The organism is Rhodococcus sp. NPDC060176, assembly GCF_042728675.1.
In the GTDB taxonomy this organism is placed as follows: Bacteria; Actinomycetota; Actinomycetes; order Mycobacteriales; family Mycobacteriaceae; genus Rhodococcus_F.
Genome location: NZ_JBHWYS010000001.1, coordinates 1,439,111 through 1,457,866, shown reverse-complemented (window position 1 = coordinate 1,457,866; position 18,756 = coordinate 1,439,111). Strand labels below are relative to the sequence as shown.

The 18,756-nt window shown below is 63.5% G+C and carries 19 protein-coding genes and 1 riboswitch; of the genes, 10 read left to right on the top strand and 9 right to left on the bottom strand.

Annotated features, from left to right (window positions below):
* Positions 1 to 80: 80 nt before the first annotated feature.
* Both ACFWEM_RS07030 and ACFWEM_RS07025 read right to left on the bottom strand, forming a co-directional pair.
* On the bottom strand, positions 81 to 512 hold the full coding sequence (locus tag ACFWEM_RS07030) for a MarR family winged helix-turn-helix transcriptional regulator (RefSeq protein ID WP_003939901.1): 432 nt from the start codon (positions 510 to 512) through the stop codon (positions 81 to 83).
* Between the two features lie 65 nt (positions 513 to 577).
* Positions 578 to 2,032, bottom strand: coding sequence for an NCS2 family permease (locus ACFWEM_RS07025; RefSeq protein WP_378446242.1), 1,455 nt, complete (start codon positions 2,030 to 2,032; stop codon positions 578 to 580).
* Positions 2,033 to 2,134: 102 nt separating this feature from the next.
* On the opposite strand from ACFWEM_RS07025, the gene ACFWEM_RS07020 reads away from it, so the two are divergent.
* Positions 2,135 to 2,392, top strand: a complete 258-nt coding sequence (locus tag ACFWEM_RS07020) for a DUF2530 domain-containing protein (protein ID WP_007733492.1) — start codon at positions 2,135 to 2,137, stop codon at positions 2,390 to 2,392.
* 90 nt (positions 2,393 to 2,482) lie between these two features.
* The gene (locus tag ACFWEM_RS07015) at positions 2,483 to 3,544 is read left to right on the top strand and encodes an iron-siderophore ABC transporter substrate-binding protein (RefSeq protein ID WP_378532283.1); all 1,062 of its coding nucleotides are present in this window, start codon (positions 2,483 to 2,485) and stop codon (positions 3,542 to 3,544) included.
* Here ACFWEM_RS07015 and ACFWEM_RS07010 read toward each other — a convergent pair.
* The 3 genes from ACFWEM_RS07010 to ACFWEM_RS07000 all read right to left on the bottom strand — a co-directional run bounded on the left by ACFWEM_RS07010 (position 3,534) and on the right by ACFWEM_RS07000 (position 7,654).
* Positions 3,534 to 4,085, bottom strand: a complete 552-nt coding sequence (locus tag ACFWEM_RS07010; RefSeq protein ID WP_378532281.1) for a phosphatase PAP2 family protein — start codon at positions 4,083 to 4,085, stop codon at positions 3,534 to 3,536. The genes ACFWEM_RS07015 and ACFWEM_RS07010 overlap by 11 nt on opposite strands.
* 6 nt (positions 4,086 to 4,091) lie before the next feature.
* Positions 4,092 to 6,764: a sacsin N-terminal ATP-binding-like domain-containing protein gene (locus ACFWEM_RS07005; RefSeq protein ID WP_378532279.1), complete on the bottom strand. Its 2,673-nt coding sequence runs from the start codon at positions 6,762 to 6,764 to the stop codon at positions 4,092 to 4,094.
* A gap of 68 nt (positions 6,765 to 6,832) precedes the next feature.
* Complete coding sequence (locus ACFWEM_RS07000) at positions 6,833 to 7,654, bottom strand: DUF3027 domain-containing protein (protein WP_230814746.1); 822 nt, start codon at positions 7,652 to 7,654, stop codon at positions 6,833 to 6,835.
* Positions 7,655 to 7,692: 38 nt separating this feature from the next.
* Here ACFWEM_RS07000 and ACFWEM_RS06995 point away from each other — a divergent pair, with 38 nt between their 5' ends.
* The 3 genes from ACFWEM_RS06995 (at position 7,693) to ACFWEM_RS06985 (ending at position 10,781) form a co-directional block, all read left to right on the top strand.
* Positions 7,693 to 8,523: a glutaminyl-peptide cyclotransferase gene (locus ACFWEM_RS06995; protein ID WP_378532277.1), complete on the top strand. Its 831-nt coding sequence runs from the start codon at positions 7,693 to 7,695 to the stop codon at positions 8,521 to 8,523.
* 69 nt (positions 8,524 to 8,592) lie between these two features.
* The gene (locus ACFWEM_RS06990) at positions 8,593 to 10,287 is read left to right on the top strand and encodes an MFS transporter (RefSeq protein ID WP_378446236.1); all 1,695 of its coding nucleotides are present in this window, start codon (positions 8,593 to 8,595) and stop codon (positions 10,285 to 10,287) included.
* Between the two features lie 26 nt (positions 10,288 to 10,313).
* Positions 10,314 to 10,781, top strand: coding sequence for a DUF2771 domain-containing protein (locus ACFWEM_RS06985; protein WP_378532275.1), 468 nt, complete (start codon positions 10,314 to 10,316; stop codon positions 10,779 to 10,781).
* An 87-nt stretch (positions 10,782 to 10,868) separates the two neighbouring features.
* Here the strand turns inward: ACFWEM_RS06985 and ACFWEM_RS06980 are convergent, their stop codons facing one another.
* On the bottom strand, positions 10,869 to 11,282 hold the full coding sequence (locus tag ACFWEM_RS06980) for a cold-shock protein (protein ID WP_007733502.1): 414 nt from the start codon (positions 11,280 to 11,282) through the stop codon (positions 10,869 to 10,871).
* Between the two features lie 215 nt (positions 11,283 to 11,497).
* Between ACFWEM_RS06980 and ACFWEM_RS06975 the strand changes: the two genes are divergently transcribed.
* Together ACFWEM_RS06975 and ACFWEM_RS06970 are read left to right on the top strand one after the other, a co-directional pair.
* Entirely contained in the window at positions 11,498 to 11,725 is a 228-nt protein-coding gene (locus ACFWEM_RS06975; protein WP_003940194.1) for a hypothetical protein, read from the top strand.
* A gap of 33 nt (positions 11,726 to 11,758) precedes the next feature.
* The gene (locus tag ACFWEM_RS06970) at positions 11,759 to 12,148 is read left to right on the top strand and encodes a YccF domain-containing protein (protein ID WP_003939919.1); all 390 of its coding nucleotides are present in this window, start codon (positions 11,759 to 11,761) and stop codon (positions 12,146 to 12,148) included.
* A gap of 93 nt (positions 12,149 to 12,241) precedes the next feature.
* On the opposite strand, the gene ACFWEM_RS06965 is transcribed toward ACFWEM_RS06970, so the two are convergent.
* The gene (locus tag ACFWEM_RS06965; RefSeq protein WP_378532273.1) at positions 12,242 to 13,636 is read right to left on the bottom strand and encodes a YncE family protein; all 1,395 of its coding nucleotides are present in this window, start codon (positions 13,634 to 13,636) and stop codon (positions 12,242 to 12,244) included.
* Positions 13,637 to 14,019: 383 nt separating this feature from the next.
* Positions 14,020 to 14,240: riboswitch (cyclic di-AMP (ydaO/yuaA leader) on the top strand.
* 8 nt (positions 14,241 to 14,248) lie between these two features.
* On the opposite strand from ACFWEM_RS06965, the gene ACFWEM_RS06960 reads away from it, so the two are divergent.
* The gene (locus tag ACFWEM_RS06960; RefSeq protein WP_378446234.1) at positions 14,249 to 14,812 is read left to right on the top strand and encodes a transglycosylase family protein; all 564 of its coding nucleotides are present in this window, start codon (positions 14,249 to 14,251) and stop codon (positions 14,810 to 14,812) included.
* A gap of 82 nt (positions 14,813 to 14,894) precedes the next feature.
* Here ACFWEM_RS06960 and ACFWEM_RS06955 read toward each other — a convergent pair whose 3' ends face one another.
* Positions 14,895 to 15,083 (bottom strand): hypothetical protein, encoded by a 189-nt coding sequence (locus ACFWEM_RS06955; RefSeq protein WP_019744939.1) that lies wholly within the window; start codon positions 15,081 to 15,083, stop codon positions 14,895 to 14,897.
* Between the two features lie 60 nt (positions 15,084 to 15,143).
* Between ACFWEM_RS06955 and ACFWEM_RS06950 the strand changes: the two genes are divergently transcribed.
* Together ACFWEM_RS06950 and ACFWEM_RS06945 are read left to right on the top strand one after the other, a co-directional pair.
* The gene (locus tag ACFWEM_RS06950; RefSeq protein ID WP_378532271.1) at positions 15,144 to 17,468 is read left to right on the top strand and encodes a helicase-associated domain-containing protein; all 2,325 of its coding nucleotides are present in this window, start codon (positions 15,144 to 15,146) and stop codon (positions 17,466 to 17,468) included.
* Between the two features lie 87 nt (positions 17,469 to 17,555).
* On the top strand, positions 17,556 to 17,681 hold the full coding sequence (locus ACFWEM_RS06945) for a hypothetical protein (RefSeq protein WP_007733507.1): 126 nt from the start codon (positions 17,556 to 17,558) through the stop codon (positions 17,679 to 17,681).
* A 410-nt stretch (positions 17,682 to 18,091) separates the two neighbouring features.
* On the opposite strand, the gene ACFWEM_RS06940 is transcribed toward ACFWEM_RS06945, so the two are convergent.
* Complete coding sequence (locus tag ACFWEM_RS06940; RefSeq protein ID WP_378532269.1) at positions 18,092 to 18,742, bottom strand: TetR/AcrR family transcriptional regulator; 651 nt, start codon at positions 18,740 to 18,742, stop codon at positions 18,092 to 18,094.
* Positions 18,743 to 18,756: the final 14 nt, after the last annotated feature.

Sequence of the window (18,756 nt, the reverse complement as noted above, 5' to 3'; positions counted from 1 at the left end):
CCGGAATCGGGGTCTCGGGGCACCACACCATCTTGCCCCTCGAGTAATTCGTTCGGGCAACGACCTATGGCATGGCGGAGCTACTCCGTCTTGTTGACCATCTCCGTGATGATCTCGACAGCCCCGCGCAGCGTCGCGAGTTCTTCGCCACCCAACCCCGCCAACTGCTCGTTCATCCACGCTTCACGCGCGTGGGTCTCGTCCGCGAGCAACGCCTGCCCGGCGTCGGAGAGGTTGACGATGATCTGACGACCGTCCGTGGGATGCGGCGAACGCTCGACCAAACCGAGCTCGGCGAGAGAAGCAACAACCCGCGTCATCGACGGCGGCTGCACTTTCTCACGTGCTGCGAGTACGCCAGGAGTCATCGGGCCGTACTGATCCAGGCTCGCCAAAGCGGACAGTTGCGTCAGCGATACCTGAGCGTCGACTCTGCGGCCGCGCAGATGCCTGGTGAGACGCACTACAGCCAGGGAAAGATCGCTGGCCAGCGCACGAGTTTCGGTGGTCACGCGTCAGACAATACGTCAAGAGCTGGCCGGTAGCTCACGTAATCGAATACCGGTCAACCCCGATTTCACGTAAGGGCGTCGGTAATGGGTCCGACAGTGAAGTAGGCCACAAAAAGTGCCGCCACGATCCACAGCAACGGGTGGATTTTCTTGATACCACCGCTGGCAGCGTGCAGGACCACCCACGAAATGAAGCCGACGCCGATGCCATTGGCGATCGAGTAGGTGAACGGCATGACGATCATGGTCAGGAACGCCGGGAGTGCCACCGAGAACTTCGTGAAATCGATGTCTCGGACCTGTCCGATCATCAATGCACCGACGACGACGAGGGCAGGCGCAGCTGCCTCGATCGGCACGACGGAGTACAGCGGCGTCAGGAACATCGCGACCAGGAAGAGCAGACCCGTGACCACGTTTGCCAGGCCCGTGCGGGCGCCTTCGGCGATACCCGACGCGGATTCCACGAACACGGTGTTCGACGACGCCGAAGCGCCACCGCCGACGATCGCACCCGCACCTTCGACGACCAACGCGCGACCGACGTTGGGGAGGTTTCCGTCCTTGTCGGTCAGGCCGGCTTCCTTACCGAGACCTGTCATCGTGCCCATGGCGTCGAAGAAATTCGCGAGCACGAGGGTGAAGACCAGCAGGCTGGCGGCCAGAACACCGATTCGGGTGAACGCTCCGAAGATGCTGACGTCGCCGACCAAGCTCAGGTCGGGCATACCGCCGAGCATGTCCGGGATGGCGGGGATGCTGAGGTTCCAGCCCTTGGGGTTGGTGCCGAGTGAGGGTCCGACGTCGGCAACGGCTTCGATGACGGCGGCGAGGATCGTCGTGACGACGATGCCGATCAGCAGTCCACCACGAACCTTGCGCACGACCAGAACACCCATGAGCAGCACACCGAAGATGAACACCACGGTCGGCCACGAAGCGATGGAGCCGTTGATTCCGAGTCCGACGGGGACCGTCGTACCGGCGGCGTCGGGGATGCGGCGGACGAATCCGGCGTCGACGAGTCCGATGAAGGCGATGAACATGCCGATACCGGCTGCGATCGCGGACTTCAGCGCTGCGGGGATCGCGTTGAACACCGCCGTTCGGAAGCCGGTGAGCGCCAACAGAACGATGATCACACCGTCGATGACCACCAGACCCATCGCCTCGGGCCAGGTGACCTGAGGTGCGATGGTGACTGCGAGGAGGCTGTTGATGCCGAGACCCGCGGCGATGGCAAACGGATAGTTGGCGACGACACCGAAGACGATGCTCATCAGGCCGGCCACCAGAGCGGTGACTGCAGCCACCTGGTTGACCGGAAGGATGTTGCCGAGAACGTCGGTCTTCGCCGCAGCGTCTTCGGCCGAGAAACTGCCGAGGATGAGGGGGTTGAGGACCACGATGTAGGCCATCGCCACGAAGGTGACGACACCGCCGCGAATCTCGGTCGAGATCGTCGACCCTCGTTCGCTGATCTTGAAATAGGTGTCGAGGATCTTGCCGGGTGCCGCCATGTTTGTTCTTTCCCCATCGCTGTAGGTCGCCGTGTGCCGGCGCACATGAAGCCGGTCGCACTAGGGAGAGTAGGCCACCGGGGTACGGGTAGCGTTAATTTTGTGACGGAGACTCGCAACACAACTGGCCTGATCGGCAAATTGTCCGCACCCGCGCCGGCACTGATCATCGGCACCGCGTTGTGGGTGATCGCCACGATCGTGGTCGCGGTGAGCGGCGACCGTTGGTCGGATGCACTCCCGATTTGTTACGCGGGTATCGGAGTCGGCTTCCTCGGCTTCGCTCTGTTCTCGATTCAACGGCGCGCAGCTGTGCGCGGCGACAAGGGCGCGCAACAGGGCGCCGGTCTGGTCGACTGAGCGGGTCGAATTAACCAGTCAGTATGGTAAGCCTACCCTGCACTGTAGTGCGGATCCCGGCTTGCCGCCGCTGAAAGGAAACACGTCACCGTGAAGATCTCCATCCGAAATCGTTGGAAAAGCCGCGACCTCAGGAAAAGTCGAGGACATCGGACGAGACTGACGTCCGTTGCCCTGGTCGCACTGGTCGGCACAGCACTCGTCTCCTGCGGATCGGGCGACGACGACACGACAAATAGTTCGTCGACTTCCGGAGGCGGCGCCTTCCCCGTCACGATCGATCACGCCTTCGGCAGCACCACGATCGATTCCGAACCACAGCGGATCGTCACCGTCGGCTACAACGACGAGCAAGCCCTGTTGGCCTTGGGCATCAAGCCCGTCGGCATGGTCAATCAGTACCCGGGTGAGCCGGACGTCAACCGCACGTGGCCGTGGGTGACCGGACCTTGGGGCGGAACCGAACCGACCGTCGTCGGCAGCAATCCCGAGACCACGATCAGCGTCGAAAAGATCGCCGCGCTCGAGCCGGACCTGATCCTCGGGCTCTACTCGAGCATCGACAAAGACCTGTACAGCACACTTTCCGCGATCGCCCCCACCGTCGCGAAGGATCCGGCCTACGGCGACTACGCAACCCCGTGGCAGATCACGACGAAGACCGCGGCAAAGGCAGTGGGCCGCGAAGCCGACGGCGAGAAGTTGGTCGCCGACATCGACAAGCAGTTCGCCGACGCGAGAAGCGCTCACCCCGAATTCGCGGATCAGACCGCGGTGATCATCAGCGTCGACACGACTCCGGAGTTCTACGCCTTCTCCTCCGAGGATGCCCGCGGACGAGTTCTCGGCAGCCTCGGATTCAAACCTGCTCCCGCGGTCGAGGCGTTGATGAACGGCGAGTTCTACGCTCCGATCTCCACCGAACGACTCGATCTCCTCGATGTGGACCGTCTCGTGGTCATCGGCAATCCCGATGCCGCCCAGGCGGTCCGGAGCAATCTCGGCTTCCAACAACTCGACGTGGTCAAGAACAACCGCGTCGTCTACGTCAACGACGATCAGGCCCCGCAGGTCGGCGCTGCCCTGACCGCAAGTTCAGCGCTGAGCTTGCCTTGGGCTACAAGCGAACTACTCGCCGAGCTTACGAAGTAACCGGCGTCCGGCGCGCCTTGATCTGCGCAGTTCCCCAGATCCACACTCCGGCCCACATCATCCCGAACGCCCAACCTGCCAGAACGTCGGTCATCCAGTGGGCAGCCAGGTAGACGCGGGAGAATCCGACGGCGATCGTGTACAGGCCGAGGCTCGCGAGCATTGCCAACTTCGCGAGCCTCGGCAAGACAAGCCGAAGAATCACGGCGGCAACCGAAGTCGCGAGGATCGCGCTCATCATCGCGTGGCCCGACGGGAACGAATACGAATCGATTTCGATCAAACGCTCCGGAACGGGTGGACGGGTGCGGGTGAAGATGCGCTTCAATCCGCTCATCACGAGCAGGCCGGTCAACATCGACCCGGCGATCAACAGAGCTTCGGTGCGCAGTCCTCGGACCAGAAGCACGATCGTCAGCAGTGTCGCGATCAGCCACGACGCGAGTGTTCCGCCGCTGTCGGTGATGACGTCGACCACGTCCACGAGCCACGCCGTCCGCTGACTCACCGCGCTGTCGAGCACCCACTGATCAAAAGACATCTGGCCTCACATTCCTTGCGGCAGAGTCCACGTGCGCATCACGTGATGAACGCCGTCCGAGTCCACCCACCACGGCACGGTCACTGTCGCCTCCACTGCTCCTGTCAGTTCCACCGACAGTTCGTGATGGATCACTACCTCGCCGACGGGAACCTCACGGCCGAGGGCTGCGAAGCCGAGAACTGCCTGTGGTTCGTTCGCCCAAGTCGTGACGACACCGGTGCTGCTCACTCGTCCGTGAACGGATGCAGAAGCCGCCGCGATGTCGAGGAGATCCGCCAGTGCGTCGGCCGTCTCGAAGCTGCCGAGCACCACTCGTTGCGCAGGTAGTGCTGCTCCGAGCCACGGTCGGTCGAGAACAAGGGCGTCGCCGGGATCGACCAGATCGCCGGAAAGGCCGCGCACGAACGGTGGCAGGCGCAGTTCCTCGAGGTCGAGAACCCGTCGCTGCGCTGCCTCACCCAGTAGTCTGTGCGCCCGCGCGACGACGGCGGAGGCCGGCATCCGTAGTGGGTCGGCAAGCCGATCGAGCAGCAGCTGAGCCAGTTCCGGATCGTCGACGGTATCCGATGCCAGCAGTCCGGAAAAGAATCCGGCGTCGGGGTGTTCGGCAGCATCGAGCAATCCCTCGAAAGTGCGATCGCCCGGCGCGCGCAGCAGTCCCAGAACCTCCCCGCCCAGTTCGGCATTCGATCGCAACCACCACGCCGTGTATCCGCGGCGATCGACGAGCAGCGCCCGCGTTGCCGGCGATTCGACCAGCAACGACAACGCTTGAGCCCAGCGGTCTTCGTCCACGAGATCGAGGTCGCGCACGGCTTCGATGTATTCGGGATCCTCGTCGAGGGTGTCCCACCATGCGTCTTCGGCGTCGAGATCGTGGTCCGGGCCGGACGGCAATTCCTCACGGACCACCGTGAAGCCCCACCCGACACCGACTACCCGAAGTGCCTGCTCCCCCACCTGCTGCACGAAATCAGCGTCGACGATGCCGAAGGGAGAATCCTCGACCAGGACACCCGCGAGGGGAGCCCCCGGAAGCAGAAGCTGGTCGGCGGAACGCAATTCGCCCTCCGAATCAGGAAGCAGCACTTCACCGATCCACGACGGTAGTGCCCCTGGCGCCACGTGGGCAGCCAAGCCGAGCACCACCTGCGCCAAGTCCGTCACTACCGAATCATCCTGATCCGCAGCATCTTCGATCAATGCTCGTAGCGCCGGGTCGGACAGCAGGTCGGTGGCACTCGCGGTCTGCGCTCCCAATCGAGACAGCAACGGGTGAGCCGCAACGGGATGAACCAACCTCGTCCACTGCACCGACGGTGCGTCTTCGCCCAACTCGACGCCGACGACGACGGTCCGCGGACCGGTCACGATCCGTCCGTCGGAGAGCGGAACGGGCAGCGTTCCAAGCTCTTCCACCGCAAGGGTGTCGATCACCAAGGGCTCGAGAGCCGAATAGAGCCGATTCCACCAACTCGGTTCACGTTCGAGGCCGCTGAGCAGTTCCGCGATGCGCGCGAGTCCGATGCGGTGCGTCGACACCGCCGCAAGTGCTCGCTCGTGCTTGGGGCCGGAGAGTTCGGGGACAACCAGTCCGCCGATGATGTCGGTGAGCAACTCGGCGAGTTCGTCGCTGAGCCCGGGAACCACGGACGCTCGCTGCGGCGCCCGGTCGGGTTCACCGACCACCGGAAGCCACTCATTCTCCTGCAACTCCTTCAGAAGCGCTTCGCGCAGAAGCGAATCCGTTTCACTTCGAGCGAAGGCGGGAATCGGAACGAGCGCCGTGCGCTGCCGGGGCGGCAGTGCGGCAAGGAACTTCGCGTATCCCTCGGCGAGCGGAGCGATCGGTGCAGCGGGCATGATGCGTCGCCGATCGGGCTGCATCGCTATGTCGGCAATGATGATCGCGGGGATCGACAGTTCCTCGTCGGATCGCGTCGGCGCCCGCAGGACGTCGTCGGACACCGGCTCGACGACCCCGTCGCGGACCGGCACCAACCATCGTGCGTTCGTCGCCGAGTACTGCCACCACGTGCGATCTCCGATCGCTATCTCCACGAGACCGGATTCCAGCACTCGTTCCGAACGCTGAAAAGTCTTCTCACCCAGACGAATAGATCCGAGGGCCGGAAGTTCGAGCAGCAAGTCGACGGCCTCGCGCGTCATCTGCGCGAGCAACGCAGCGGCATCGACATCCGGCCGCAGTGTCAGCACCACTTCCGAATCGGCACCGACGCCGGGCAATTCGACCGAGGGCCACACCAAACGGAGTACGGGAACTCCGGTTTCCGGCACCGGAAGTTCGTGAGACTCGATCTCGCGCAGGGTTTGCGAGGCAGAGAACCGAACCGATCCCGTCGACGAGCGCAGTTCCACCTCGTCACTGACCGAGAGAACTGCCGAGAATCCGACGCCGAACCGACCTGTGACGCCTTCGTCGGCGTCGACCTTGTTCGACGCTCGCAGCGCCGTGAGCGCGTGCACGCCGGATTCGTCCAGCGGACGGCCCGTGTTCGCCACGGTCAGCGTCTGATCGTCCAGGTCCACCCACAAAGAGCCTGCGATGCCCTCACGTGCAGCCGCATCGGCAGCGTTCTGTGCCAACTCGGTGAGCAGACGGTCGCGGTACCCGGCCTTCGCGAGATCGGATTCAGCAGCCGCGTCTTCACGCAATCGCGTCGGAGATTCCGACCACGCGCGCAGCGTCGCCGCCCTGAGTGCGTCCGTGCCGAACGGATCTTCTACTCGGTGGATACCGAATCCTCAACTGCAACAACGCTCGACGGGCGAGCAGGCACCGCGATCAGCTCGACTGCCCCGTCGTCGAATGCGTCGAACTGCGGCGAACCCGCGCCGAGCGGCAAGCTGGTGTCCGAGTGCGCGCCACAACCGTAGGACACGCTGACCACCCGGCCGTCTGCGGAGAGTTCGTTGCCGCACACACCGAACGCTGCATGCAGCGAACCGGCGAGCGGCAGGAAGAACCCACACAGCCCACACGTCGACGGCGCGGCCTTCGCCATTTCCGACTCCGGGCCGAAGTCACCGTCGAACCAACGCTGCGCGGCATCGAGTCGGCCCTCGAGGCTCATGACCTGTTTGCGGCCGAGCCCGATTTCGAGAGCTACCTCGTCGACTTCCGGGTCACCGGTGGCGACGTAGCCGGGAACGAGCCGAGGATCCTCGGCCGGCGGAGCCAACAGGTCACCGACGGAGAGATCGCCGGGACGAATCCGCTGATCCCATGGCAGCCATTCCGGCGCAACCAACGCGTCGGGACCTGGCAACAGCGCCAACTCACTGACCGTGGCGTGGGTGTCCTCCGGTCCGGCAGCGACGACAACCGCCCACTGCCAACCGCGGTATCCCGGAATGTCTGCTGCAAATCGATGGGTGGCGGCAAATTCGTCCTCCGACGTCACGCCGAGGTATGCCCCCACACCGCCTTCATGCAGGTCGACGACTGCCGTTCGGGCAAGCTCGACCGCATCGGCCAGTACTGGGCGCGGCACTGCACGCTCTGGAGAAGTAGCAACACTCACTCCTCCAGTTTGCCGCACCACCGCAAGTCCGCAACGCACTGGGCTGCCATGCTGGGCAGATGAGTAGGTCACACGCCAATTCCGTGCGCAGTTTCGCAGCGGTCGCCGTGATCGCGTCGGCACTGACGGGGTGCTCCGATTCCCCCAGCGCTCCCGACAACCTCACGACCGAAACCGGCTCCGTCGAGATCGTTCGAGTGTCCGCGCACGACCCCGACGCGTTCACGCAAGGCCTCGAAATCGACGGAAATCGTCTCTACGAAAGTACCGGGCGCGTCGGGCAGTCCTGGGTCCGCTCGAGTGAGATCTCGGACGAGCAGGCACCCGCTTCGGGACCGGAGGTTGCACGTGCCGATCTCGACCCGCCGTTGTTCGGTGAAGGCATCACGATCGCCGGAGACACGCTGTGGCAACTCACCTGGAAAGACGGCGTTGCCATCGCTCGTGACAAGGACACCTTGATCGAACGAGGGCGGTTCCCACTCGACACCGAGGGATGGGGAATCTGTTCGCTCGGGGATCGGCTGGTCTCGAGCGACGGTTCGGCCACGTTGACCTTCCGCGATCCCGAAACCTTCGCGGCGATCTCCACGATCGACGTCACCAGGTCTTCGGAGTCCGTGGGCAAACTGAACGAACTGGAATGCGCCGAAGACGGCTCCGTCTACGCCAATGTCTGGACCACGGACACCGTCGTCAGAATCGACCCGTCGGGCGGCAGTGTCACGAACGTGTACGACGCGTCGCCGCTCCGCGAAGAACTCGTCACGGACGGATCGACCAGCACCGTCGACGTTCTCAACGGCATCGCGCAGATTCCCGGTACCGATCGATTCCTGCTCACCGGCAAGTATTGGCCGCAGATGTTCGAAGTCCGTTTTGTTAACTGAGTCCGACATGACACAGGACTCGCAGGGGTGTGCGTGGTAGCCGCGCCGACACTAGGACAGAATTGAGTGGTGACCGGACCGCGCGAACCCTACGACCCCGAAACTCGGCGAATCCACGACGAGCCGGAGGGGCAACAGGTGCACCCCGGTTACGACAATTACCCACCCGCGGCCCGCCCGGACAACTACCCGCCTTCGGCCCGTCCCGCTGCCCGTCGCACGCCTTTGCCGCCGCTGCATCCGATCCCGGAATCACGGGGAGACTCCGATTCCGCGTCCGGTTCGAAGGCACCGGGTGCGGACGCTCCCAAGGCTCCCCCGATGCCTCGCAAGCTCACCGTCACCCGCGTCGCAGCGATGCGCAGTCGTGAACTGACGAACAAGGGCATCGCGACCTTCCAGCGCGCAGCGAAGGCCGACGGCGCGGACAAGTCCGGCCTGACCGCTCTGACCTACGCGGTGATGACGAACAACGCGACCGACGCGGCCATCTCCGTCGCCCTCGCGAACACGCTGTTCTTCTCGGCCGCAACGGGTGAGGACAAGACCAAGGTCGCGCTCTATCTCCTGATCACGATCGCGCCGTTCGCCGTGATCGCGCCGCTCATCGGTCCGATGCTCGACCGCTTGCAGCGTGGCCGCCGAATCGCGCTCGCGTCGTCGTTCGGAGTCCGGACGCTCCTCGCGGTGATCCTGGTCTTCAACTTCGACAGCTGGATTCTGTATCCGGCCGCGCTCGGCATGATGGTGCTCAGTAAATCGTTCTCGGTACTCAAGAGCGCGGTGACTCCACGCGTGCTACCACCGGAAATAGACCTGGTGCGCGTCAATTCGCGTCTGACGGTCTTCGGGTTGATCGGTGGAACGATCGGGGCCGGCGCTGTCGCAGGTGCGCTCGCGCTCGCTTTCGGTTCCACCGGAGCATTGTGGTTCGCGGTTGCCGTCACCGTCTTCGGCGCATATCTGAGCATGCGAATCCCGTCGTGGGTCGAGGTCACCGAGGGTGAGGTTCCCGCGACCATCACTTACCACCCGGACGAGGCACATCACGCCGGCAGCGCCCCACCACAGCCGAACGCGAAACCGGCCAAGGTCCGTCAGCCTCTCGGACGGGCCGTGATCATCGGACTCTGGGGCAACGGAACCATCCGAGTGCTCACCGGCTTTCTGACGCTCTACATCGCGTTCGTCGCCAAGTCGCGTACCGATCACGAGCCACTCCAGCAAGCCATGATGCTCGGCTTGGTCGGCGCAGCCGCCGGTCTGGGTAACTTCGCCGGCAATGCCGCGGGCGCTCGCCTCAAGCTCGGCCGGCCCGCGTTGATCGTGCTTCGGTGCACGGCCTCGGTATGGATCATCGCCGTGATCGCCGCTCTGACGGACAACCTGATGACCGCCGCCCTGGCAACGCTCATCGCCTCGGCCGCCAGCGCACTCGCCAAGGTCTCGCTCGACGCGTCACTCCAGCACGACCTGCCCGAGGAATCGATCGCGTCCGGATTCGGCAGATCGGAGACGGTTCTGCAGTTGAGCTGGGTACTCGGCGGCGCATTGGGGGTTCTGCTTCCAACCGAATACTGGATCGGGTTCACTGTTGTATCGGTGTTCCTGACGATCGGTCTCCTACAGACCTTCCTGAGCTACCGAGGAAGCAGCCTCCTGCCCGGCCTCGGTGGGAAGCGACCCGATCTGGCCGAACAAGAAGTGACCGAAGTGATTTACACCGGTAAATCCAACCGAGGACAAGGAAGTACTCCGCAGTGATGATGCGCTCGAGAACAAAGAAGATCGTGGCAGCGATCAGTGTCCTGATGGTGGTGGCACTGGTTGCTTACGTCTCCGTTCTTTTCGTGATCATCAAGAACATCAACGACGACCCCGAGAAGCTGCCGGTCATCACTGCATACGCACACGGCCAGACGATCGAGACCAACCCTGCCGGGTTCTGCACCATCGATCTGTCCCAGTGCGCCCAGGTGGGCGACATCTACGCCCTCGACGTTCCCGCGGGCTATCCGCTGCAGCTGTCGTTGTCGACTGACGTCTCGGATGCGCAGTGGGCACTGCTGGCCGTCTACGAGGATGCCGACGGCAACCAGACCGGCGAGCCCCGAGTCTTCGAGCCTGGTGAGGCATTGGCCGTGACGGTCGAATCTTCGAGCGATCCCGTCAAGCAACTGGTCGGCGTCGAAATCCACCTCGCCGTCGGTGAGGGAAGCGAACAGGGACTGCTGATCTGGTCGATCAAGACCGCCTGATCCCCGGACCATGAAAATGCCCTGCACACCGATTGGTGTGCAGGGCATTTTGTCAGCAGCTGTATATGGCAGCTCGTATCGAAGCGATCAGGTGTCGAGCTCGCGAGCGACGGCCCGGACGACCTCGGAGATCCGCTGAGCGGTCTTGCGGTCCGGGTACTTGCCGTTGCGCAGATCCGGCTGGACCTTCGCCTCGAGCAACGTGATCATGTCCTCGACCATGCCGTGCAGCTGGTCAGGGGTGTGCTTACGCTCGACGGGCTCGCGACGCGTCGCCGTAGCGCCGCGCAACGACGGTGCCGGCTCGAGCACCTTCAGGCTCAGCGCCTGCGGACCGCGTCGACCTGCAGCCATGCCGAACTCGACGCGCTGGCCGGCCTTCAAGCCCTCGACGCCCTCGGGGAGGGCGGAAGCACGGACGTAGACGTCCTCGCCCTCTTCCTGCGACAGAAAGCCGAAACCCTTTTCGACGTCGTACCACTTCACCTTGCCGGTCGGCACCGCGTTCACCTGCTCATCACTCGACTGGGGCATCTGCCCCAATGTGCTCGGGAGGCTCTCGGAAGAGCCTCATGGCCTTGCTCGCATCGCTTCCGGTGGAAGAATGCAAAAGAACGCGCCCCACACTTGCTTCAGCGGGGCGCGCAGTCTGTTAACAGTCTACCTGTGACGAACCCGGGTCGGCACCCAGGTTTACAGGCACTATCCTCATAGGTGTGGACCCTCAACCGAACCCGCGCACTTCCGGCACCGGAAACGGTCTGTTCCGTACGGCGATGGCACTGTTCATCGTCGGATTCCTGGCGATCGTGGCCATCTTCGCGGTCCACATCTTCAGCGACACTCCGCCCGGCCTGGCCTTGTATCTCGTCGCACTCGCGTGCCCGATCGGCTTCCTTCTCGCCATCGTCTACACGCTCAGATCCGGTCGACGCGTGCGCTGATCTCTCCCGCCTCCAACCGAAAGGTCACTGACCATGAGAATCCTCCTGAACGTGATCTGGCTGGTGTTCGGCGGCTTCTGGCTGGCGTTGGGTTACTTCGCCGCAGGCATCATCTGCTGCATCCTCATCATCACGATTCCCTTCGGAATCGCAGCGTTCCGCATCGGCATCTACGCGCTGTGGCCGTTCGGTAAGACCGTCGTCGACAAGCCGACCGCCGGTGTCGGTTCGATGATCGGCAACGTCATCTGGGTGATCATCGCCGGCATCTGGTTGGCGATCGGACACATCGTCACCGCCGTCGCGATGGCAATCACGATCATCGGAATTCCACTCGCCGTCGCGAACTTGAAGATGATTCCGATCTCGCTGATGCCACTGGGCAAGGAGATCGTCGACGTGGACCGCGTCAATTACGCATAGCCGTCGATCGCGTCAATTGCTCGTAATCGGCCTCTCAAACCGAAGAACCCGACCACGGCAGGTGCTGTGGTCGGGTTCTTCTATCAGGTCGGATCAGCGGCCGAGGCTACCGAGTCCGGGGAGGTTACCGAGCGAACCGGTACCCGTGCCCGTGCCCGGATCAACGGGGCCGACCGGGCCCTCGGAGACAACGACGGTCACGCTCGAAGCACGCGAAAGCACGCTCTTCGCAGTGATCTCGACGGTGACGCTGCCGACAGCCGTGGGGGTTCCCGAGATGGTGCCGTCCGGTGCGAGGGACAGTCCGCCGGGCAGAGTGCCGTTGGTGAGTGCAAAGGTTGCGCGCGCATCGGCGGCAGTGAGCTTCTGCGAATACGCCTTACCTACCTGAGCGGCAGGCAATTCGACGGTCGCGGGCAGCGGGTACGCAGCAACTACGGTCACCTTGCCCCCGTTGGTCGTCGACGCGATGGCGCCGGTCGAGGTGTCGAGCGCAAGGTTTTTGACCTTCTCCAGTGCCGGAACCTTGGTATCGGCCAGAGCGGTGGTGGCGCGCGTCGTCAGATCGACCGACCACAAGTGTCCGTTCATGACGTCCGCGACATATGCAATGCCTGCCGCAGAGTCGACGATCACGCCGTTGTGAATCGCGGTCGGAGACAGCGTGGTCTTCGACAGAACCGCGCCGCCCGGGGTGATCGCCCACAGGTTGGTTGCCCGGGTGTCGGTCATGTAGATGTTGCCGGTGTTCGTGTCGACATCGACGTCGACGGGGTAGAGGTTGTCGGCACGCACGATCGACTTGAGTGCTCCGCCCTTGCGTACGTCCGCCTGCCACAGCGTGCGGCCGTAATTCTCGTCGAAGAAGTTGGTGTCCGCGATGTAGAGGAAACCGCGGACACTGTCGAAGGCGAGCTTGGTCGGCGTTGCCGACTTGTCGACCAGAATGCTCGACACGGCGTCGGCGGCGTTGGGATCGACGACTCGGATGTTGCCGGACTTGTAGTCCGAGAAGTACGCGCGGTGTGTTGTGGGGTCGACGACGACATCGTTGATCTGCGGCCGCGAGCCGTCGGGGTTCTTCTCGCTCAGCGTGACCGTCTTTTCGACCTTGCCGGTCTTGGTGTCGACAATCGAGATCGCGCCGCCGTAGGAGGAGGACACGTATGCGCGTCCGAGGTCCGAATCCACGGCAAGTGCCGACGGGTAACCGACGACACCGTCGATGCTGCCGACGGACTTGCCCGTGTTCGTGTCGACGACGGACAACGAACTGGTCGGTCCGCCGTACTGCGTGATGTATCCGCGGTGGGTTGCCGAGTCGACGACGATGTCGCCGGGCTGGGTTGCGGAATAGCTTCCGACAACACCGTGTGTCGGATCCTCGGGTGAGGCGTGTGCAGCGGGAGCAGTGACGGCCAGGCCGACAGCAGCAGCGGCGACGGCGAGTGACGCGGTGACCGCGCGCCGACGGTATTGCAGTTTCATGAGGGGTGCCCTACTTCTTTGGAAGACTCTGCGAACCCTGCCCATTCAGGGCAAGTCAGGCAAACCTAACCTAAGTTTCTATTCAGATGTTGAGACACAGGCCACACCACCGGCCTGGATCGACACACCTCTCAATCGCCCGGATTCCTATTTCCACATAACGTGTGACCTTGCTCACATTACGGATGGATAACGGAACGGACACAACCGGACATTCACTCAGGCACCCCCACCTACCTGGGAAGAGTCTCCTGCGCTTTGTGTGACGCGTTGTACGTCTTTCGCCACGCCGCGTTATCAAATGGTGACACGAGAGACTCGAACCGTTACCGTCGTTTTCGGCCGGGAAACTCGGCCACCTCCGGCCCGCCGCGCCAAGCCTTGTCCCGCGGGTACCGGACTTCCGACAGAGCATTCCAGGGACGAGGACGGGGGACCCAAAGTCCTCTGTGAGAACAGAAAAGTTCTCCAGTGGACACCGGTTCGGTCGCAAGACCGGATCTTGGGGTGAAGCCAGACCCTTTCCAGCCAGGAAAGGCGAGGCCGGGCGACCTCTCAGCCCGAACCCGACAGCTGACCTCGCAGGCGCGTGTGGAGAGGATTTCGACCATCATGAGCGGACGCCATCGCAAGCCCACCACCACCGGCCGCACTGTCGCCAAGGTCGCCGTCACCGGCGCCATCATGGGCGTAGCAGGAATTGCAGCCACCGGAACCGCAAACGCTGCCCCCGACTCCGACTGGGATCGTCTTGCCCAGTGTGAGGCCGGCGGAAACTGGGCCATCAACACCGGCAACGGTTACCAGGGCGGATTGCAGTTCTCCCCCAGCACGTGGAACGCACACGGCGGCGGACAGTACGCAGCCACCGCAAACCAGGCCTCTCGCGAGCAGCAGATCGTTGTTGCCGAGCGTGTTCTCGCAAACCAGGGTTGGGGCGCATGGCCGTCCTGCTCCTCCAGCCTCGGACTGAGCAGCGGCGCCACCGAGCGTTCCGCTCCGGCCACCACGGCTCCTCAGGCAGCTCCGGCTCCGGCACAGCAGGTCGCTCAGACCGTTGCACACCCGGTTGCCGACGCCATCGATCAGGCAATCGCTTTCGCCAAGGCCAACGGCATCCCGGTCGACCCGCAGATCCTCGCAGTCGCCGACACCGCGAAGACGTTCCTCAAGTAAAACCGGCAAGACTGTCCGCTCGGACGCTCGAACTAGAGAAGGCCCGCACCGAATCGGTGCGGGCCTTCTTCGTGTCGAGTTGTTATCGGTTGATGACGGTGTGCGGGTGCACGTAAGGGAGTGACTCCACCGGAACCGGAAAGGTGGTGTCCTCGCCGAAGGGTGAAAGTCCACCTGCACGGGTCGATGACAATTCGGTCACTGCGTGATCTCCGTCTGCAGTTTCCGGCCATCCTGGATCTACATAGTGTTGCTTCGAATTGTTGGCCACGAAGTCATTTTGACAGGACGCCGTTACGCCGTACAGACCAGGTCTCTAATCTGATACCTGATGACCGAAACACGTGGCACCCCGGCGGGCAGTTCCGCAGCCGAAAGTCTGACCGATTGGCTCTCGGCGCGCAGTGACGCCGAGTTGACGGAGTTGCTGCGTCTGCGCCCCGATCTGGCCGTGCCGCCGCCGAGCACGATGGTGGTTCTCAGCGGTCGGGCACAGCAACGCGCGTCGGTCAGCCGAGCCGCAGACGAACTCGACACCCTCGATTTCGGTCTTCTCGAATTGTTGGCGCTGGCCGGCGCCGAGGAAACTCCGATGACGCGGGCGGAGCTCAACAGTGCAATCGCCGAACGCGCCCTGACCGGCAAGGGCAAGGTCACCAAGAAGGCCGTCGACAAGTCGCTGTCGAAGATGCGCGAGTCCGCCCTCATCTGGGGTGTCGATCCCATCAGCGTCGTCCCGGCAGTCATCGGGATGATTCCCTGGCGTGTGGGGCGTGCCCTCGAACCTGCCGAGGCGATGTCCGAGACCGAGATCTCGGCGGCCCTCGACGCTCTGGACACCCGGGAACGGGATCTCCTCCAGACTCTCGCCAACTCCAGCCCGATCGGCCGTACCCGCGACGCTGCCCCGGGAACGCCGCCCGAGCGCCCGGTTCAGCGATTGCTGGCAGCCGGCCTGCTGCGGTGGCTCGACGAGCAGACAGTCGAACTTCCGGCGACGGTTCGTCAGGTCATCCGCGGCGAGCCGGTTTTCGATCCGACGACACTGACCGCACCGGTCATCGGGGGCGACAAACTCAAACCGGCGGACGTGAACGCCGCAGCAGCCGGCGAAGCGCTCGAGTTGGTACGCCAATGCGAGAACGTGATCGCAGTTCTGGGAGCAGCACCGGCCCCCGCCCTGCGAGCCGGTGGACTCGGCGTTCGAGAACTACGACGCGTGGCCAAGACTGCCGATCTCGACGAAGCGCGAGTGAGCCTGCTTGTCGAATTGCTCTCGGCAGCCGGACTCATCGCGAGCGGAACGCCCGACCCGGCGCCGATCTCGGACAACGCTGACGAATACTGGACGCCTACACTCGCCGTCGACGGCTGGCTGAACGCGTCCACAGCGCGACGGTGGGAGGTCCTGGCGTCCGCCTGGGTGGACGTACCGCGCGTTCCGTGGATGATCGGGCTGCGGGATTCCACCGACAAGCCGATCGCGGCACTGTCCGAGGAGGGCCGGGCACCGGCCGCTCCGCGAGATCGTCAGGCCATTCTGGGGTTGCTCTCCGAACTCGACAGTGGTCAGACTGCGTCGGCCGTCGAGGTCAGTCGGCTGCTGGCGTGGCGACGTCCGCGGTGGAGCGGGCGCCTACGGACCTTCGCGATCGAGCGAACTCTGGACGAGGCCGCCGCGCTCGGACTGGTAGCCCGCGGCGCTTTGTCGTCACCGGGACGAGCATTGCTGCACGGCGGGGACGCCGAAGCCGAAATGCAGTCCGCGCTACCCGAGCCCATCGACTTCATCCTGGTCCAGGCAGATCTGACTTTGGTTGCGCCCGGCCCGCTCGTACCGGACCTGCTCGAGCAGGTGAGCCTGGTCGCGGACATCGAGTCCGCAGGATCGGCGTCCATGTACCGCATCAGCGAGGACAGTGTGCGGCGTGCTCTCGACGCCGGTCTGACGGCTACCGAACTGCATGCCATGTTCGCCTCGAAATCGAAGACACCTGTCCCCCAATCGCTTTCGTATCTGATTGACGACGTTGCCCGCCGACACGGACGACTGCGTGCCGGGGTTGCAGCGTCGTTCATCCGGTGCGAGGACGCATCACTGTTGGCGGAGGTACTCGCATCGGCGGTGGCCGAGTCCCTGGCATTGCGCGCATTGGCTCCCACGGTCGCGATCTCCCAAGCCCCGCTACGCGAGGTCCTGGCCGAATTGCGCGCAGCCGGATTTGCGCCGGCCGGTGAAGACTCCTCGGGAACGCTGGTCGATCTTCGCCCACGCGGGGCTCGCGTACCGAACCGTCGCAGCCGACCGGCGTCGAGAATGCCTGCGAGCCCGTCGGCGGATCAGTTGGCGTCGTTGGTACGCACGATGCGGGCGGGCGACCGCGCTTCCGCCCCCGGCCGTGGCGGCGTTCGAACGGACGGTTCGCGCGAGAACAACGCAGCCACCATCGCCTTGCTGGCCACGGCGGCACGAGACAATTCCAGCGTCAACATCGGGTACGTCGACGCCCAGGGGGTGGCGACCCATCGCATCGTCGACCCCGTCAGCGTGGGCGGCGGACAGCTGGACGCGTTCGACCCGGCAAGTGGTGCGGTACGCCGTTTCACGTTGCACCGCATTACTTCCGTCAGCCCCGTCGACTCCGGAAAAAAGTAGCAGAAAAGAAGCAACTGGCTTTTTTCTGTAAATGAAGTATGGTCGAGGTCAGTTTGTGATTGCCACTTCGAAAAATGAGGAGCGACAATGGCTGACAAGGCACCGGGTAAAAACATGAAGAAACCCGCTCAGTCGATCAAAGAACGCCGCGCGGAGAAGCGGGCGAAAACTGCGGAGTCTTCGGAGTTCATTCGTAAGAGAAAGCGGAGCTGACAGCACAGTCCAGAGAAAGACGAGCTGACTGCGAAGCTGACCAATGCCGGCCCCCACCGACACCCTCGTGCACCTGCACGAAACATTCAACCTGTTCAAGTCACGTAGTCGAGGAACTGACGCACGCTCGCGCGGCTACGCAGCGGGCATGACCCTCGCTTCACTCTGCGTCCTCGACGAACACGCTCGGCAGTCCGGAATACTACTTTCGGATTCTCCGCAGAAAGAGAATTAACCATCGTGAAAAGAACAATCCACACCCTGGACCGCATTCAAACGAGACTCGAATCGGAGCTTGATTCCACTCCGGGCGATTCCGAAAAGAATATCGGTTATCGATCCGGAATTTCCGAGGCTATTACTCATGTAATGGAAATGCGAAAGTCTGTCGTCGCGCAAAAATAAGGACCTCATCCCAATAACTGCCGCACGCCACCGATCAGAAAGACGACCTGATCCTCGTAGAAGTCGGCAAGTCGCTCCGGCGCGAGCGGCTTGCCACTTCCGCTCCAATCGCCGGCCCGGCTCAATGCTTGGAGGAAGCCCATCAAGGCGATCGCCCAGCGAGTCTCGAGCCTTTCCGGATCGGTAGCGGGAAAGGTACGACGGACCTGGTCGAGAAGGTGATCGCGAAGGTGCAGCTCGGTCGCCTCGAGGGCGGGATGCCCTGGTCGTGACATCTGCGGCTGCGAGATCTGCGTGACGATCCTGATCCATCGCATTCCCCGCGTGCGGTGGCGAAGGAGTAACGCCTCGTAGGGCGCGGTGACAGCCCGTACCAGTGCCTCGACCGTCGGCGGCGTCTGTTCGGCGGCAAGGGCGTCCACGTTCGCGCTGATCTGATCTCGCACCGACGTTCCCATGTCCAGCAGCACCGCGGCGACCAGATCGTCCTTGGTGCCGAAATGGTAGTGGACAGACGACGGACCGAGACCGGCTGCTGCGTTGACCGAGCGCAACGAGACTGCATCCAATCCCTCTGTCGCGAAAAGCCGCTCGGCAGTTTTGAGCAAGCGCATGCGCGTCGCGTCGCCTTGTCGGTTCTGCCTGGAGTCGGTCATACGAACGAGCTTCG

What these genes read in the sequence shown, in the direction of transcription:
- ACFWEM_RS07025 (WP_378446242.1), bottom strand. Translation starts at nt 2,032, where the DNA reads ATGGCGGCACCCGGCAAGATCCTCGACACCTATTTCAAGATCAGCGAA.
- ACFWEM_RS07010 (WP_378532281.1), bottom strand. Translation starts at nt 4,085, where the DNA reads ATGTCTTTTGATCAGTGGGTGCTCGACAGCGCGGTGAGTCAGCGGACG.
- ACFWEM_RS06995 (WP_378532277.1), top strand. Translation starts at nt 7,693, where the DNA reads ATGAGTAGGTCACACGCCAATTCCGTGCGCAGTTTCGCAGCGGTCGCC.
- ACFWEM_RS06970 (WP_003939919.1), top strand. Translation starts at nt 11,759, where the DNA reads ATGAGAATCCTCCTGAACGTGATCTGGCTGGTGTTCGGCGGCTTCTGG.
- ACFWEM_RS06965 (WP_378532273.1), bottom strand. Translation starts at nt 13,636, where the DNA reads ATGAAACTGCAATACCGTCGGCGCGCGGTCACCGCGTCACTCGCCGTC.
- ACFWEM_RS06960 (WP_378446234.1), top strand. Translation starts at nt 14,249, where the DNA reads ATGAGCGGACGCCATCGCAAGCCCACCACCACCGGCCGCACTGTCGCC.
- ACFWEM_RS06950 (WP_378532271.1), top strand. Translation starts at nt 15,144, where the DNA reads ATGACCGAAACACGTGGCACCCCGGCGGGCAGTTCCGCAGCCGAAAGT.
- ACFWEM_RS06945 (WP_007733507.1), top strand. Translation starts at nt 17,556, where the DNA reads ATGGCTGACAAGGCACCGGGTAAAAACATGAAGAAACCCGCTCAGTCG.
- ACFWEM_RS06940 (WP_378532269.1), bottom strand. Translation starts at nt 18,742, where the DNA reads ATGACCGACTCCAGGCAGAACCGACAAGGCGACGCGACGCGCATGCGC.